The 13,642-nt window shown below is 68.6% G+C and carries 12 protein-coding genes; 7 read left to right on the forward strand and 5 right to left on the reverse strand.

All coding sequences use genetic code 11. The annotated features are described in order from the left end of the window. Positions 1 to 52: 52 nt before the first annotated feature. Both ACO2RJ_RS18140 and ACO2RJ_RS18145 read right to left on the reverse strand, forming a co-directional pair. Positions 53 to 2,338 (reverse strand): nitric oxide reductase activation protein NorD, encoded by a 2,286-nt coding sequence (locus ACO2RJ_RS18140; RefSeq protein ID WP_423269539.1) that lies wholly within the window; start codon positions 2,336 to 2,338, stop codon positions 53 to 55. After that, complete coding sequence (locus ACO2RJ_RS18145; RefSeq protein WP_423269540.1) at positions 2,335 to 3,174, reverse strand: CbbQ/NirQ/NorQ/GpvN family protein; 840 nt, start codon at positions 3,172 to 3,174, stop codon at positions 2,335 to 2,337. The genes ACO2RJ_RS18140 and ACO2RJ_RS18145 overlap by 4 nt, the downstream gene beginning before the upstream one ends. A 271-nt stretch (positions 3,175 to 3,445) precedes the next feature. On the opposite strand from ACO2RJ_RS18145, the gene ACO2RJ_RS18150 reads away from it, so the two are divergent. Then, on the forward strand, positions 3,446 to 3,862 hold the full coding sequence (locus ACO2RJ_RS18150) for a hypothetical protein (RefSeq protein ID WP_423269541.1): 417 nt from the start codon (positions 3,446 to 3,448) through the stop codon (positions 3,860 to 3,862). A gap of 11 nt (positions 3,863 to 3,873) precedes the next feature. Further along, positions 3,874 to 4,080 carry a hypothetical protein gene (locus ACO2RJ_RS18155; protein ID WP_423269542.1) on the forward strand — a complete coding sequence of 69 codons (207 nt, stop codon included), beginning with the start codon at positions 3,874 to 3,876 and terminating at the stop codon, positions 4,078 to 4,080. A 296-nt stretch (positions 4,081 to 4,376) separates the two neighbouring features. On the opposite strand, the gene ACO2RJ_RS18160 is transcribed toward ACO2RJ_RS18155, so the two are convergent. From ACO2RJ_RS18160 to ACO2RJ_RS18170, 3 genes are read right to left on the reverse strand one after another with little or no spacing between them, the layout of a single operon-like run. Continuing rightward, complete coding sequence (locus ACO2RJ_RS18160) at positions 4,377 to 5,600, reverse strand: ABC transporter substrate-binding protein (protein WP_423269543.1); 1,224 nt, start codon at positions 5,598 to 5,600, stop codon at positions 4,377 to 4,379. Then, positions 5,597 to 7,180, reverse strand: coding sequence for a hybrid sensor histidine kinase/response regulator (locus ACO2RJ_RS18165; protein ID WP_423269544.1), 1,584 nt, complete (start codon positions 7,178 to 7,180; stop codon positions 5,597 to 5,599). Before ACO2RJ_RS18165 ends, ACO2RJ_RS18160 begins: the two co-directional genes overlap by 4 nt. Then, on the reverse strand, positions 7,173 to 7,847 hold the full coding sequence (locus ACO2RJ_RS18170; RefSeq protein ID WP_423269545.1) for a response regulator: 675 nt from the start codon (positions 7,845 to 7,847) through the stop codon (positions 7,173 to 7,175). Before ACO2RJ_RS18170 ends, ACO2RJ_RS18165 begins: the two co-directional genes overlap by 8 nt. A 423-nt stretch (positions 7,848 to 8,270) precedes the next feature. On the opposite strand from ACO2RJ_RS18170, the gene ACO2RJ_RS18175 reads away from it, so the two are divergent. Genes ACO2RJ_RS18175 through ACO2RJ_RS18195 form a run of 5 tightly spaced genes read left to right on the forward strand, consistent with a single transcriptional unit; the run spans position 8,271 to position 13,633 of the window. Beyond that, on the forward strand, positions 8,271 to 9,557 hold the full coding sequence (locus ACO2RJ_RS18175) for an ABC transporter substrate-binding protein (protein WP_423269546.1): 1,287 nt from the start codon (positions 8,271 to 8,273) through the stop codon (positions 9,555 to 9,557). Continuing rightward, the gene (locus ACO2RJ_RS18180) at positions 9,557 to 10,318 is read left to right on the forward strand and encodes an ABC transporter ATP-binding protein (RefSeq protein WP_423269547.1); all 762 of its coding nucleotides are present in this window, start codon (positions 9,557 to 9,559) and stop codon (positions 10,316 to 10,318) included. Before ACO2RJ_RS18175 ends, ACO2RJ_RS18180 begins: the two co-directional genes overlap by 1 nt. Then, the gene (locus ACO2RJ_RS18185) at positions 10,315 to 11,073 is read left to right on the forward strand and encodes an ABC transporter ATP-binding protein (protein WP_423269548.1); all 759 of its coding nucleotides are present in this window, start codon (positions 10,315 to 10,317) and stop codon (positions 11,071 to 11,073) included. The genes ACO2RJ_RS18180 and ACO2RJ_RS18185 overlap by 4 nt, the downstream gene beginning before the upstream one ends. Positions 11,074 to 11,076: 3 nt before the next feature. Next, the gene (locus ACO2RJ_RS18190) at positions 11,077 to 11,958 is read left to right on the forward strand and encodes a branched-chain amino acid ABC transporter permease (protein ID WP_423269549.1); all 882 of its coding nucleotides are present in this window, start codon (positions 11,077 to 11,079) and stop codon (positions 11,956 to 11,958) included. A gap of 4 nt (positions 11,959 to 11,962) precedes the next feature. Continuing rightward, positions 11,963 to 13,633: a branched-chain amino acid ABC transporter permease gene (locus ACO2RJ_RS18195; RefSeq protein ID WP_423269550.1), complete on the forward strand. Its 1,671-nt coding sequence runs from the start codon at positions 11,963 to 11,965 to the stop codon at positions 13,631 to 13,633. Positions 13,634 to 13,642: the final 9 nt, after the last annotated feature.

A 13,642-nucleotide genomic window follows, 5' to 3' on the forward strand; every position in this document is an offset into this window, starting at 1 on the left:
AAGTCCGGGATGACGGTCGAGGATCCTCCGCTTCAAAGCGATCCGGTCGGGCTCAGAGCCGGGCGAGCCGGAAGTACAGTTCGGACAGGCGGCCCGGCAGATCCTCGAGCCGGCGCGCGGGCATCGTGTTGGCGCGGCCGAACACGGCGCTCGACGCCGCAGGCCCGAGCGTGACGCCGAACACGTCGATCCCGCGCCGCCTGAGCGCCAGCGCGGCGCGCCGGGCGTCTTCGACGAGGTCGAGCGGGTCGGACACGTCGATGTCGGACGGCTCGCCGTCGGTCAGGACAAGGACGAGCTTGCGGTGCGACCGGACCGGCTCGAGCTCGGCGCCGACATGGCGGAGCGCGGCCCCGAGACGCGTCGAGAGACCCGGCGCCAATCCGGCGAGCCGCGCCATCGCGGAGGCGTCGGCCCGGTCCGAGAAATCCTTGACCCGGATCATCCGCACGTCGTCGCGGCCGCAGGAGGCGAAGGCGCGGATGGCGAAGACGTCGCCGACGGCGTCCATCGCGGAGGCAAGCGCTGCGACCGCGAGCTTCTCGATCTCCAGAACGGATGAGCCGCCGACGCGGTCGCGGGTGGATTCGGAGACATCGACAAGAACCACGGTCGCGACGTCGCGGGCGCGCCGGCCGGAGGCGCGGTGGATGCGGTCGTCGGGCAGGTCGCCCGTCCGGAGCGCGATCGCGGCGTCGACGGCCGCGTCGAGGTCGAGGTCGAAGCCTTCCGGCTGGCGCTTCAGCCGCGCGGCCCGGCCGACGCGGGCGCCGCGCACGAGACGGGCGACGCGCTCGCGGAAGCCGCCGAGGCGGTCGAGCGCCTCGGACAGCGCCCGTCCGTCGCCCAGAGCGGCGGGGGCGTCGCGGACGGTGGTCCAGGCGGCGCGCTCGGCGCCGGCCGCGCGGTCCCATTCGGGATAGGTCGCGATCGCGCGGCCGCGGTCGTCGGCTTCGACTTCGCGAGCGCGGCCGGGATCCTCCTCCGGCGCCTCGTCGGAGTCCTTGCCGTCGTCGGAGTCCTCGGGCGTCGGGCGGGCGGCGTCGACCGCCTGCTCGATCTCTTCAGCCTCCTGGTCCGGCGGCTCGTCGAAATCCCACAGGCCGAGATTGTCGTCGCGGTAGAGGGGCTCGGTCGCATAGCCCTTGGCGTCGAATCTGAGGCGCATCTGGCCGAGGTCGTTGCCGAGCAGGCCTCCGATCGCCCGCGCGAGCAGGGGATCGTCGAGCCGGTCGGAGGCTTCGGCGAACAGAAGGCGGCCTTTGGCGACGAAGCCGTCGGGGTCTTCGTAGCCGGCGTCGAACAGGCCGCGGGCGAGGCGCGCCATCAGCAGCGCCGCGGTCATCGCGTCGCCGGGCCGGGCGACGTGCCAGGGCGCCCACAGCCCGCGAAGACCGGGGAAACGGCGGAGCGCGAGCGCCTCGACGCGGGCGTCCTCGACGAGGCCGATGAGCGCGATCTGGAGGGGCTTCAGTCGGCCGACCGGCTGGCGCCGGCTGAAGGCCAGGTGCGCCTGGGCATGGGCGAGCGCCGCCCGGTACAGCGCCTGAGACTCTTGGGCCGGCACGCCACGGTAGACATGCGGCAGGCGGACCAGATCTCCGACGATCGAGACCCGCTGGGGCGCCGGAGCGGCGCCGACGCCGTCGAGCGCGACGAGGCGCGGAGCCTCTCCCCAGAGGGCCCGGCCGTAGAGCTTCAGGCCCCGTTCGACGTCGTGAAAGCCGAGCGACCCGCCGGCGCGCTCGAGCAGCCGGCGCGCTTGCGGATCGGTGAGCGAGAAGAAGTAGCGCAGCCGCGCCTTGTCCGCGCCCGCCGCCTTCAGCCCCGCCGCGACGAAGTTTTCGAAGCCCTCGCCATCCAGCGACCCCAGCGCGATCGTCGTGCGAGGCGCGAGCAAGTCCACGCAATCCGGCGCGACGCGCGCCAGACGCGCAAGGCCCGCCCACCACCGCGCGCGATCGCAAGCCTGGGGCAGGCGAAGCGCCGCGGCGGGCCACGCCTCGAGCGTCGCGAGCGCGGCCCGCGAGCCCGCCCGCCGCGCGATCTCCGCCGCGCCGCGCGCGTCCGCCGCGAGCGCCGTCGCCGACTGCCGGCGCCCTTCGGCTTCGCTGAGCCGGCAGAACGCCTGAAGGCATCGGCCGCCGGCGTTGGCGTGGACGAGGCTCATCGCGCCGTCGGCCCAGGCCTCGACCTCGGCGCCGCCCCAGCAGCCGTCGAGACGATCGAGCGTCCGCGCGAGCGCCGGGCCGACGTCGGCGCGCCCCGACAGCAGGCGCGTCAGGCTCGACCGCGCGGTCGCGGCCGGAGCGGGCGGAGCGAGCGTCCCGACGCTCATTGCAGCCGGACGCCCTCCGGCAGGCCCGCCGCGATCGCTGCGCCGAGCGCCTCGCGGATGTCGGGCTCGTCGGTGATCGGGAGCAGGACGGCGGCGCGGACCGCGGCGTCGAGCCCGGCGCCCGCGCGCAGCAGCTTCGCGGCGTGGATCAGCATCCGGGTCGAGGCGCCCTCGGCGAGGCCGTGGCCGCGGAGGTTGCGCGAGCGCAGGCCGACCTCGACCAGCGCCCTGCCGATCTCGGACGCGACGTCGGCCTCGCGCGCCACGATCTCGGCCTCGACGGCAGGCTCGGGGTAGCCGAACTCGATCGCGACAAAGCGCTGCTTGGTGGACTCCTTGAGATCCTTCACCGCGCTCTGGTAGCCGGGATTGTAGGAGATGGTGAGCTGGAAGTCCCGGTGGGCCTGGACGAGCTCGCCCTTCTTCTCCAGCGGCAGCGCCCGTCGCGCGTCGGTGAGCGGATGGATGACGACGGTGGTGTCCTGGCGCGCCTCGACGATCTCGTCGAGATAGCAGATCGCGCCCTCCCGCACCGCCAAGGTGAGCGGCCCGTCATGCCAGACGGTGCCTTCGGGCGCGAGCAGATAGCGGCCCGCGAGGTCGGCGGCCGTCAGGTCCTCATGCGCGGCGACCGTGACCAGCGGCCGGCCGAGCCGCCAGGCCATGTGCTCGACGAAGCGCGTCTTTCCGCAGCCGGTCGGACCTTTGAGCATGACCGGCAGCCGGCAGGCATAGGCCGCGGCGAACATGTCGACCTCGTCGCCGACCGCCCGGTAGTAAGGCTCGTCGCGGATCTCATGGGCGGACAGGCAGCCTGCGCCCGGTTCGGGTTCCATCTGGCGATCTCCGGAAACTGCTTCGGACTGAGGAGCGCGCGGCGGCGCTGAGCGCGCTCCGATCCGCCGACGCCCGGCGCCTCTGCCGGAGATATGTCCGAGGACGGTCCTGTCCTTCGGAGCGCGTCGAAACCCAGGTTCGACGGACGCATTAGGACCTGAAAGCGGCCGGGCTTCAAGCAGGTCGCCGCGAGGATCGCTCGGTCTCGATCCGGTTTGGGAGTGGCCCCGAGACATGGCCGCTCCGAGGCGGCGTCAATATACCCGTATAATGAAACGACCTCTCCGCGTATTAAATGCGCCGTCGATCGCCGTCGCCGCCGACATCAATTGGAACCTTGATGACTTCAGGAGGTTCTCCTCTCAAGAACCCAAGGAGTTTATCATGCGAATCCTAGCCGTCGCCGCGCTCGTCACATTAATGAGTGGCGGCGCGTTCGCCCAGACCGCCCCTTCAACGACCGATGCACCAGCTCCAGCTGGCCAGAACCCGACCACCGACCCCAAACAGTCCTCGCCCGGCGCAACCGGCGCGATGGAGAACTCGGCCGGATCGGTCGCGACCAGCCCGCAAGAGGTTCGCGAGCAGTCCAAGGGCAGCGCAGCCGAATCCGACAAGGGCAAGGGCTCCCCGAAGACAATCGGCGCGACCCCGGGTGCTGACGCAGCGCAGCCGCAGCCCAAGTAGGCGGCGCGCTCATGGCCTCGTCGAACTCGGAACGAAACGACACGCCCGCCGGCCGCTCGAAAAACCGCACGATCCTCATGGTGGTCATCGGTCTTTTTGTTGCAGGCCTGATAGGCGTCTTCGTCTGGGGCAATGCGCTTGTTCCGACGTCGCGTGACGGGGAGTTGAACTCAAGACCCGTGGATGGATCGACTGGCGTAAAACCACAGTCGTTCTGAACGTTATTGGATCAGCCCGCATTCGATTGCGGGCTGATTTTTTTGCGCGCCCCGGCTGCTCGCTCGGGCGCCGTGGCTGGTTGGAGCCACTGGCTCGCTGTGAAGCGCGGAAATCCTCGACCGCCCTCCCGGGCCTGTTCCGGGATCCATTGCCGTCGACGCGGCATATCCCTGACGATCCAGCGGACATGGGTTCCGGGACAAGCCCGGAACGACGGCTGCGGTAAGGCCGAACGTTCCCGGGCGAGGTGATCCGGCTCGAGCCGCCTCCCGACGGTCCGCGCTCCAGCAGCAGATCAGAGCCTGCGGCCGCTCATCCAGGGCGGGCTTACGAAACGCTCCGTGTTGAACGGCTCGGGCGCGATCAGCGCGAGCGGCTTCTTCGTGTCCTGGATCTGAAAAAACAGATGCGGAAGACCAAGCGACGGGTCGTGGGTGACGTCGGGATAGGGCACGGCCGCCTGCCACTCCGGATGATAGCGCACGATGCCGCAGACGCTGCGGTGGATTGCGCCGCGCAGCGCCTGCGCGACCTTGCGGTTCTGTTCGAAGTCGCCGGGAGGTCCCGAGCCGCCGGCGATCGACGCCGCCACCGCGTAATGGTGCATGGCGGTGTAGGACTGGCAGCCGACCTGGGGAGTCGAGCCCTCACCGAACCGCGCGAGATAGCGGGCGGCGAAGCGCTTGCCGATGTCGTCGCGCAGCAGCCCGATGACGGTGCTGACGATGACGCCCACGCCCTTCTCCTGCGCGATGTCGGTGAACGACTGATGCATGGCGCCATACTGGAGATAGACGATGCTGTCGGTCGGCTTCCGCATGAACTGCAGCTGGAAATGGGCGAGATCGCCGGAATAGAAGTGCGTGTTGGCGATGACCGCCGGATCGACCGCGCGCATCTCGTCAAGCACGTCGTGCCATTTGGTGGTGGGCGTCTGGACGATGCGCGGCCCGAAGCACACACGCCAGCCGAAACCGGCGGCGGCGGCCGCCATCGCGTGGGCGATGACGATGCTGTAGGGCTTCGACCCCGAGACGATGGCGATGCGGTCCGATGTCGGAGTCCACTGCCCGGAATCCCGCAGCCACGAGATGAACTTGATGAAGCCCGAGCCGTACCAGTAATCGGCGGGGTCCGTCATGAAGCACCCGAAGTACCTCTCCGGATCGCTCATCACCGTATCGTGGTGTTGCAGAAGGGTGTTGGCGTGGACGTACAGGATGCCGGCGTCGGCGATCGGTTCGTATTCAGAGTTCTGCGCGCCGATATTGTAGCCGTTGACGATCGCGTGGACGTTATGCTTCTCGATCAGGCGGCGCGCCGCCGCCACGACCTCCTCGGCGGTCTGGCGGAAGGTGTCGGCGAAGATCGGCTCCAATCGGCGGCCGAGCAGCCCGCCGCGGGCGTTGATCTCTTCGATCGCAAGGATGACGCCTTTGCGGAATTCGGCGCCGTCGGCGGCCGAAGGTCCGGTCAGGGGAACCATGCTGCCGATGGGGATCGGCGCGGCTGAGGTCATGACGGCGGGCCCTCCGCCCCGGCCTTGCGGTCCGGCAGCCGGACCAGGCTCGGCTCGAACAGCAGATTGTGCATGAGGACGCGCAGCCTCGGAGGGCTGACCGGCTTCACGAGAACCGGAATGCCGGCGCTGCGGATGCTCTCGATGACCTTCGGCTCCGCGTCGGCGGTGACGATCATCGCAGGCACGTCGCGTCCGAGCGCGCTTCGAACGGAGGTCACGACGTCGACCCCCGTGCGCGACTTGAGATTGTAGTCGGCGACGATCAGGCGAGGGCGGAAGCCCTCCTCCACCGCCCGGACGGCCTCGCTCTCGTCCGCCGCAGCGTTCACCTCGATGCCCCAGCGCTCGAGGAGCCGCTTCATGGTGCCGCGCAGGATGTCGTCGTCCTCCACCAGCAGAACCGGCGTTCCCACGAACTCGCCCGCGACGGCCTCGCTGATCTCGGCCTCGCCGACGTCGCTGTGCCAGACGTTTCCAAGCGGAACCGAGACGGAGAAGATCGACCCCCGACCCGGTTCCGACCGCAGTCCGATGGGGTGTCCGAGCAGATCGGCCAGTCGCTTGACGATGTTGAGCCCGAGCCCCAGGCCGCTTTTCGGCGATCGCCGGTCCTCCGGCGAGCGGTAGAACTCGTCGAACACCAGTTCGCGCTCCTCCGGGGCGACGCCCCGGCCGGTGTCGACGACATCGATCCGCAGATTGCGCCCGCTCTTGCGGCATCCCACCACGACGCCGCCGACCTCCGTGAACCGCACGGCGTTCGCGACGAAATTGCTGAGGATGCGCTCGAGCAGCGCGCGATCGGTCGTGACCGTGCCGCGCGGGGCGACGAAGCGCAGGCGAAGGCCCTTCTCCTCCGCCTGATGGCGGAACTGGATGTCGAGCCGTTCGAAGAGCTGCGACAGCTGGAAGGTCGACAGCTTCGGCTGGATCCGACCGGCGTCGAGCTGCCCGATCTGGAGCAGGGCGCCGAGCAGGTCCTCCATGATCGAGGTCGCGACGTCCATCGCATGGAGGATGTCGGCGCGGTGCGCCTCGTCCTGCTCGCGCATGCAGCTGTAGATCAGGATCTTTAGGGAGGCGAGCGGCTGGCGCAAATCGTGGTTCGCCGCCCGCAGGAAGCGCGACTTCGCCTCGTCGGTCGCCTCGGCGGCCTCCTTGGCCTCCCTGAGCGCGCGTTCGTTGCGCTTGATTCCGGTGACGTCCTGCAGCGTGACCGCCATGCCGCCGTCGGCGGTGGCGCTTTTCGCCACGTTCACGATGTCGCCGGTCGCGAACAGGTAGTCGCTCTCCCCGTCCCTGCCGAACGTCGCGATCTCCTGACGCGCCCACTCCTCCGGCGCGATCGGCAGCACGCATTCGTGGGACGCGGCCAGGGTGACGATGAAATCGTCGAACCCCGTTCCGAGCGGGACGGAAAACTCGAAGGCCTGATGAAAGCGCCGGTTGGCGTAAGCGAGGGTGCGGTCCGCAGCCCAGATCGCGACGCCGAGCGGCACGACGTCGAGGCCGGCCCAGATGGCGGGAGACGGATCGCGATCGGGCTGGAGACGAGGCGCGATCGGGTCGTCAGCCACGTCCGGCCGGAACCGACTCGCCGAAATGCCGGATGGCGTAATGCACCGCCTCGGAGCGGTCGCGGATGTTCAGTTTTCTCATGACGTTGCCGAGATGGACGCGGATCGTCTGGGTGCTGAGCTCCAGCTCCTGCGCGATGCGCTTCACGGAATAGCCGCGGCCGAGCAGGGACAGAACGTCCCGTTCCCGGCCGGTCAGGACGTCGAGGTCGCGCTCCGCAGGCGCCGTCGGCGGAGCCTCGGCCCGCGGCGGCGGCGGCGCGGCCGTCGAGCGCTCGATGATCCGCCGCGGGAACGAGACCTCGCCCGCGAGCACGCGCTCGAGCGCGCGCTCGATCTCCTCGCCGCCGGACGATTTCGGGATGTAGCCGATGACGCCCTGCTCCAGCGAGCGCAGCACGTGGTCGACGTCCTCGTGGACCGACACGACCACCACCGGGACGTCGGGAAACTCCGCGCGGAGCTTGCGGAGGCCGTTGAAGGCGTCGAAGCCAGGCATCACGAGGTCGACCAGCATCAGGTCGACGTCGTCGTGCTGCGCGAGGATCGAGGCCGCTTCGCCGAACGTCTCCGCCTCGTAGGTCTCCAGCGTCTGCTCGAGCCGGCGCATGACCTGCTTCAGCGACTCGCGCACCACCCAATGATCGTCGGCGATGAGTATCTTCATCCGACCGCGCCGAAGCGCCCCCTCATTCGCCGCGCTTGTCGATTTGATCGCGCGGCGTTCCGGCGCCGGCCGCACGTTGCAACTGTTGTGTCATGCGCGCGATGGCTTTCCAATAGTCCGGCGGCGGAAGGGCCGCCATTTCTGTGCACGGGCAAAAACGTCTAGATGTTTTGTTTATATCAGAGTGTCCGGCGGCCCGCGACGCCCTCGGCTCCGGCGGCCCCGCGCCTGTCCGCCCCTTCTTACTCTGAAGAAAAAAAGTTTCTCGCCGAGCGCCATCGCTCTTGACGGAGCAATCCCCGGCCGCTTAGCGTTTGGATCATGAGCTAGACAAAATCTCTAGTTTTCCGTTCCGCGAACGCCCCGTTGCGAGGGCGCTCGGCGCACGGGCGGCGCTACGCTGGCCACCTCGGGGGACCTTCGATGTCGAACATCACTCGCCGCACGCTCGTGAAGACCGCGGCGCTCGGGGGAGCGGCCACGGCGCTTTCGGCGCCCTTCGTGTCCCGCGCCTGGGCGGCCGAGCCGATCCTGCTCGGCGTGCCGACCTCGCAGACCGCGGCGGCGGGCGTCGCCGACGATCTCGACCATCTGAACGGCACCAATCTCGCGCTCGAAGAGATCAACTCCGCCGGCGGGATCAACGGCCGGCCGCTGAAGCTGTTCGTCACCGACGTCGACAAGCTCTCGCCGGAGAGCTGCCAGCAGGCGATCGCGGCCTGCATCGACGCCAAGGTGCACGCGATCTCGAACGCCTTCGTGTTCGTGCCGATCCCGGCGATGGACGTGTCGGCGCGCTACAAATGCCCCTACCTCCAGGGCAACACCCAGCGCGCCGCCACCGAGGCCTTCAAGAAGGACCCGGTGAAGTACAGCCATGTGTTCCAGACCGATCCGTCGGAAGTGCACTACGGCTACACCTACCCGATCTGGCTCGACGCCATGGAGAAGACCGGCACCTGGAAGCCGAAGAACCGCAAGGTCCACATCGTCCAGGAGCAGGTCGCCTACTGCCAGACGATCTCGCGCGCGGCGCAGGAGGCGCTGAAGAAGAGCTCCTTCGAGGTCGCCAAGATCACCGACATCCAGTTCCCGGTGCAGGACTGGGGCCCGGTCATTCAGGAGCTCAAGGAGGTCGACGCCGGCGCGATCATGATCGACCACTGGGTCGCCGCCGAATACGCCGCCTTCTGCAAGCAGTTCCAGGCCGATCCCGTGCCGGACTCGCTGGTCTATCTCCAATACGGCCCGTCGCAGCCCGAGTTCCTGACGCTCGCCGGCGAGGCCGCCAACGGCTTCTGCTGGTCGACGGTGCTCGGCGTCTACGCCGACGAGAAGGGCAACGCCTTCCGCGCCAAGTACAAGAAGCGGTTCCCCGGCGTCATGGGGCTCGTCTACACCGGCAACGGCTACGACATCGCCTATTACCTGAAGGCCGCCTGGGAAGCGGTCGGCGACCCCTCGAAGTTCAAGGAAGTCTGCGACTGGATCCGGACCAATCCGTATCGCGGGGTCTGCGGCTACATGAACATGAACAACGAGTATCAGGAGTCCGCGCACTTCCCCGACAACGGCTACGCGATCACCGCGACCGAGCTCGAGAAGGGCATGAGCCAGCTCTACGTCCAGGTGCAGGACGTCGAGCACAAGATCATCTACCCCTACGAGATCAAGGAATCCGCGCTGAAGCCCGCGCCCTGGTGGAGCTGATGGCGGGCGCGGCGTCGGCGCGTCCCGGCGACGCGCCGCTGTTTTCCTGCGAGGACATCCGCCTCGACCTCGGCGGCCGCTCGATCCTGCACGGCCTCAGCCTGGAGGTGCGGCGCGGCGAGGTGCTCGGCGTCATCGGGCCGAACGGCGCCGGCAAGACCAGCCTATTCGAGGTGCTGTCCGGCCGGATCCGCCCGAAGAGCGGCAAGGTGACCTTCAAGGGCGAAGATATCACCGGCCTGCCGCTGCACGCGCGCGCCCGGCTCGGCATCGGCCGCACCTACCAGACGCCGGTCGTGCCGGACGAGCTCACGGTCGGGCAGACCTTCAAGGCGGCGCGGCAGGCCTACCGGCCGTATCTGACGCGGCTCGACGCCGAATACGGCGCGGAGCTCGTCCATCTCCATGTCGACCATGACGAGCCGACCGCCCAGCTCGAGACCATGAACCGCCGCAAGCTGCTGCTCGCCTGCCTGCTGATGCGCCGTCCGGCGATCCTGCTGATGGACGAGCCGGCGGCCGGCCTCATCAACTCCGAGGTCGACGAGATCGACCACCTCATCCGCATGCTGTCGAAAGAGATGAACGTCGCCGTGGTGATCGTCGAGCACCGGATCGAACTTCTGGAGACGATCGCCGACCGGGTGATGGTGATGGACGCCGGCGAGACCATCGCGAGCGGCCCGCTCGACGCGATCCTCAACAATCCGAAAGTCCACGCCGCCTATTTCGAGACCCACATGGAAGGCGCGGAGGCATGAACGCGCTCGCGGCGCCAGCGGCCGCCCCGCGCCAAGCGACGCGCGAGGTGCTGAACGTGCAGGGCCTCTCGGCCGGCTACGGCCCGATGCGCGTGATCCACGACCTCGACTTCGTCGTCCACGCCGGCGAGCGGGTCGGGCTGGTCGGCCTCAACGGCCACGGCAAGTCGACCCTGTTCTACGCGATCGCGGGCCTCACCGGCTGGCAGCGCGGCTCGATCAAGCTGAACGGCGCCGAAGTCGGCCGCACCCGCAGCCAGGGCCCGGGGCGCTACACCCATCTCGTGGTGCGGCAGGGGCTCGCGCTGATCCCCCAGGGCGACGAGATCTTCCACGGCCTGACCGTCGAGGAGCATCTCGACTCCGGCGCCTTCACGCCGCGCGCGTGGAAGGAGCGCAAGTCCCGTAAGGAGCGCGTCTACGCCGTGTTTCCGCCGCTCGTGAAGCTCGCGAAGACGCCGGTCGGCCGGCTGTCGGGCGGGGAGCGCCGCATGGTCTCGATCGGCCGCGGGCTGATGGCGGAGGCGTCGCTGTTCCTCGTCGACGAGCCGTCGCTCGGCCTCGCGCCGAAGATCGGCAAGAGCGTGATGGACGCGCTGATGGGCGTCGAGCTCGGCGACAGCGCGATGGTGATCGCGGAACAGAACGTGGCGCTGCTCGAAGGCCGGGTCGACCGCGTCATCGGCATGCATGTCGGCAAGCTGAAGGGCGAGGCCTCCGTCGCGCTCGGCTTCCAGACCCGTCGGGAGCTCTGAGCGATGGATTTCGGCTTCATCGTCACGAACGCGATCGTGCTCGCCTGCATCTACGGCACGCTCGCGATCGGCCTGTCGATCACCTGGTCGAGCGTCGGCCTCATCAACCTCGCCTACGGCTTCATCTTCGCGCTGTCGGGCTACGGCGCGTGGCTCGCGGCGCAATATGTCTCGACCAGCGGGATCGTGGTTCTGGGGGCCGGCGTGCTGACCGGCGCGCTGGGCGGGCTGCTGGTCTGCGCCCTCGCCTTCATCCCGATCCACGACAAGCCCAACTTCACGGTGCGCGGGCTGATCGCGACGCTCGCGATCAGCCTGATCGGCACCCAGGCGCTGCTGTGGTTCTTCGGCCCGCGCGCCAAAAACCTCCCGGAGATCTTCGGCTTCTGGAAGATCAACGTCGCCGGGGTGGTGCTGACCTCCGACAAGGTCGGCAACGTCGTGGTGTCGATCGCGGTGGTGACGGCGGTGCTGCTGTGGATGCGCTCGAGCCGCCGCGGGCTCGAGATCCGCGCCATGATGATGAACCCGCACGCCGCCTCCATCGTCGGCATCGGCGTGCGCAAGACCGGCTTCTACGTCATGGCAATCACCGGCGGCCTCGCCGGCCTCGCCGCGGTGCTGCTGTCGCAGACCTACTACATCTCACCCTTCGGCGGGCTGGCGCCGATGATCAAGGGCGTCAGCATCGCGCTCTGCGGCGGGCTTGGCAGCGTCCGCGGCGCGGTGATCGCGGCGATCATCCTCGGCTTCAACGAGGCGCTGACGAGCCGTCTGCTCGGCGGGCAGTACGTGCTGATCACGCAGTTCGCGCTGATCATCGTGATCCTGCTCATCCGGCCGCGCGGCATCGCCGGCATGCTCGACCGCGCGCGGGAAGCCTGAGCCGATGTCCAGCGAGACCACGACCGCGACGCCGACGCCGCGCGCCACCTGGCGGAACCCTCTCCATGTCTGGGACGTGGCCGGCGCCGAGGAGGAGATCCCGGCCAACCCACATGTCGACCCGCAGAAGGTCTGGACCGAGACCCGCGCGTCCAAGGCGCCGATGCTTCCCGTCGGCCGGCTGCGCTACTATTACAAATGGCCGGGCCACGGCGCCGCGCTCTGGAGCCGGCTGCGCTACTGGCCGACCCGCCGGCGGGTGCTCAACATCCGCGGCGAGTACAATCCGAAGACGCTGCGCCGCGAGAAGACGATCGTCGACAAGCGGCCGATCTGGTGGGCGCTCGGGCTGATCGCCTTCATGCTCGCGCCCCTGATCATGCCGGGCTCGTATCAGAACACGCTGCTCGCGGCCGGCGCGACCTTCGCGATCTACGCTTCGATCAATCTGTGCTGGATGCTGATCATCGGCACCGCCGGCATCTATTCGCTGGCGAGCTACGCGGTGGTGGGAGCGGCCGCCTTCGGCGTCTCCTGGATGTCGATCAATCTCGGCCTGCCCTGGTGGACCCTGCCCTTCGTCGGCGCCGGCATAGGGCTGGTGTTCGGGCTGATCATCGCGATCCCCGCGATCCGGCTCGACGGCTTTTACTACGCGCTGCTCACGATCGGGCTGAACGAGCTCTGCCGCGTCTACGCGCTGCAGTCCAAGCAGTTCGGCTCCTCGACCGGCGGCCTGTACGGCGCCGACACCTATGTCCCGCAGGACTGGGATCCGTTCAACCAGCAGCTGCTCGCCTATTACGCCTGCTTCGTCGTGATGCTGATGGCGCTCGCGCTCTACCGCATCATCGACGGCCGCAGGCTCGGCCGCATCCTCAAGATGGCGCCGGAGAAGCGCGAGGCCTTCGCGGAGGCGACCGGCGTCGACTACCGCCGCGCGCGCATCTGGGTGTTCGTGATCTCGTCGATCGGGCTCGGCTTCATCGGCGGCTTCTACGCGGCCCACTACCGCGGCGTGTCGTTCTCGATCTTCGGCTTCGACACGGTGCTGCTCGGCCTCGCCATGCTCACCATCGGCGGCATCGGCCGGGCCGAGGGCGCGGTCGTCGGCACCGCGATCGTCATCTTCCTGGACAAGGTCATGATCTCGACGGGGCCGCTGCGCCTCGTGCTGATCGGCCTGATCATGCTGGGCGTCGTGCTGTTCCTGAAGGGCGGGCTGTTCGGGATCAAGGCCCAGTTCCGCGCCTGGCGCGACAAGAAGAAGAGCGAGCGCCGATCCATGCGATCGGAGAAAGGGGGCGAGATGCTGCCCGAGGAAGCCACGGAAACACGAGACAAAGACATCCTGTACTGGCGCCGCTACGACAAGATGCAGCGCGATTTCCTGAAGACGCTGGTCTCCGAGGAGATCATCGAGGAGCATCGCAAGCAGCCGCTCGGCCAGCACAGCGAGCCGCTCGAACGCCTGCTGCTGTATTTCCGCCGCCAGCCGCAGGGCGACAAATACGCGATCACCGTCGTCGAGCCGTTCAAGGCCTACCGCATCGTCGCGATGTCGGGCCAGCGGGGCGTCGCGCCGCGGATCGTCGAAGACAAGATCTACGCATCGCAGAACGAGGCCTATCACGGCGTCTTCCTGCGCCGCGTCCAGGACCTTCTTGAATCGTAACCGGGGGCC

This window comes from Hansschlegelia sp. KR7-227 (assembly GCF_049446035.1).
In the GTDB taxonomy this organism is placed as follows: domain Bacteria; phylum Pseudomonadota; class Alphaproteobacteria; order Rhizobiales; family Methylopilaceae; genus Methylopila.

Excerpts from the sequence above, each read along its gene's own strand:
- ACO2RJ_RS18140 (WP_423269539.1), bottom strand. The coding sequence starts at position 2,338 with ATGAGCGTCGGGACGCTCGCTCCGCCCGCTCCGGCCGCGACCGCGCGG.
- ACO2RJ_RS18145 (WP_423269540.1), bottom strand. The coding sequence starts at position 3,174 with ATGGAACCCGAACCGGGCGCAGGCTGCCTGTCCGCCCATGAGATCCGC.
- ACO2RJ_RS18150 (WP_423269541.1), top strand. The coding sequence starts at position 3,446 with ATGAAACGACCTCTCCGCGTATTAAATGCGCCGTCGATCGCCGTCGCC.
- ACO2RJ_RS18155 (WP_423269542.1), top strand. The coding sequence starts at position 3,874 with ATGGCCTCGTCGAACTCGGAACGAAACGACACGCCCGCCGGCCGCTCG.
- ACO2RJ_RS18160 (WP_423269543.1), bottom strand. The coding sequence starts at position 5,600 with ATGACCTCAGCCGCGCCGATCCCCATCGGCAGCATGGTTCCCCTGACC.
- ACO2RJ_RS18170 (WP_423269545.1), bottom strand. The coding sequence starts at position 7,847 with ATGAAGATACTCATCGCCGACGATCATTGGGTGGTGCGCGAGTCGCTG.
- ACO2RJ_RS18175 (WP_423269546.1), top strand. The coding sequence starts at position 8,271 with ATGTCGAACATCACTCGCCGCACGCTCGTGAAGACCGCGGCGCTCGGG.
- ACO2RJ_RS18180 (WP_423269547.1), top strand. The coding sequence starts at position 9,557 with ATGGCGGGCGCGGCGTCGGCGCGTCCCGGCGACGCGCCGCTGTTTTCC.
- ACO2RJ_RS18185 (WP_423269548.1), top strand. The coding sequence starts at position 10,315 with ATGAACGCGCTCGCGGCGCCAGCGGCCGCCCCGCGCCAAGCGACGCGC.
- ACO2RJ_RS18190 (WP_423269549.1), top strand. The coding sequence starts at position 11,077 with ATGGATTTCGGCTTCATCGTCACGAACGCGATCGTGCTCGCCTGCATC.
- ACO2RJ_RS18195 (WP_423269550.1), top strand. The coding sequence starts at position 11,963 with ATGTCCAGCGAGACCACGACCGCGACGCCGACGCCGCGCGCCACCTGG.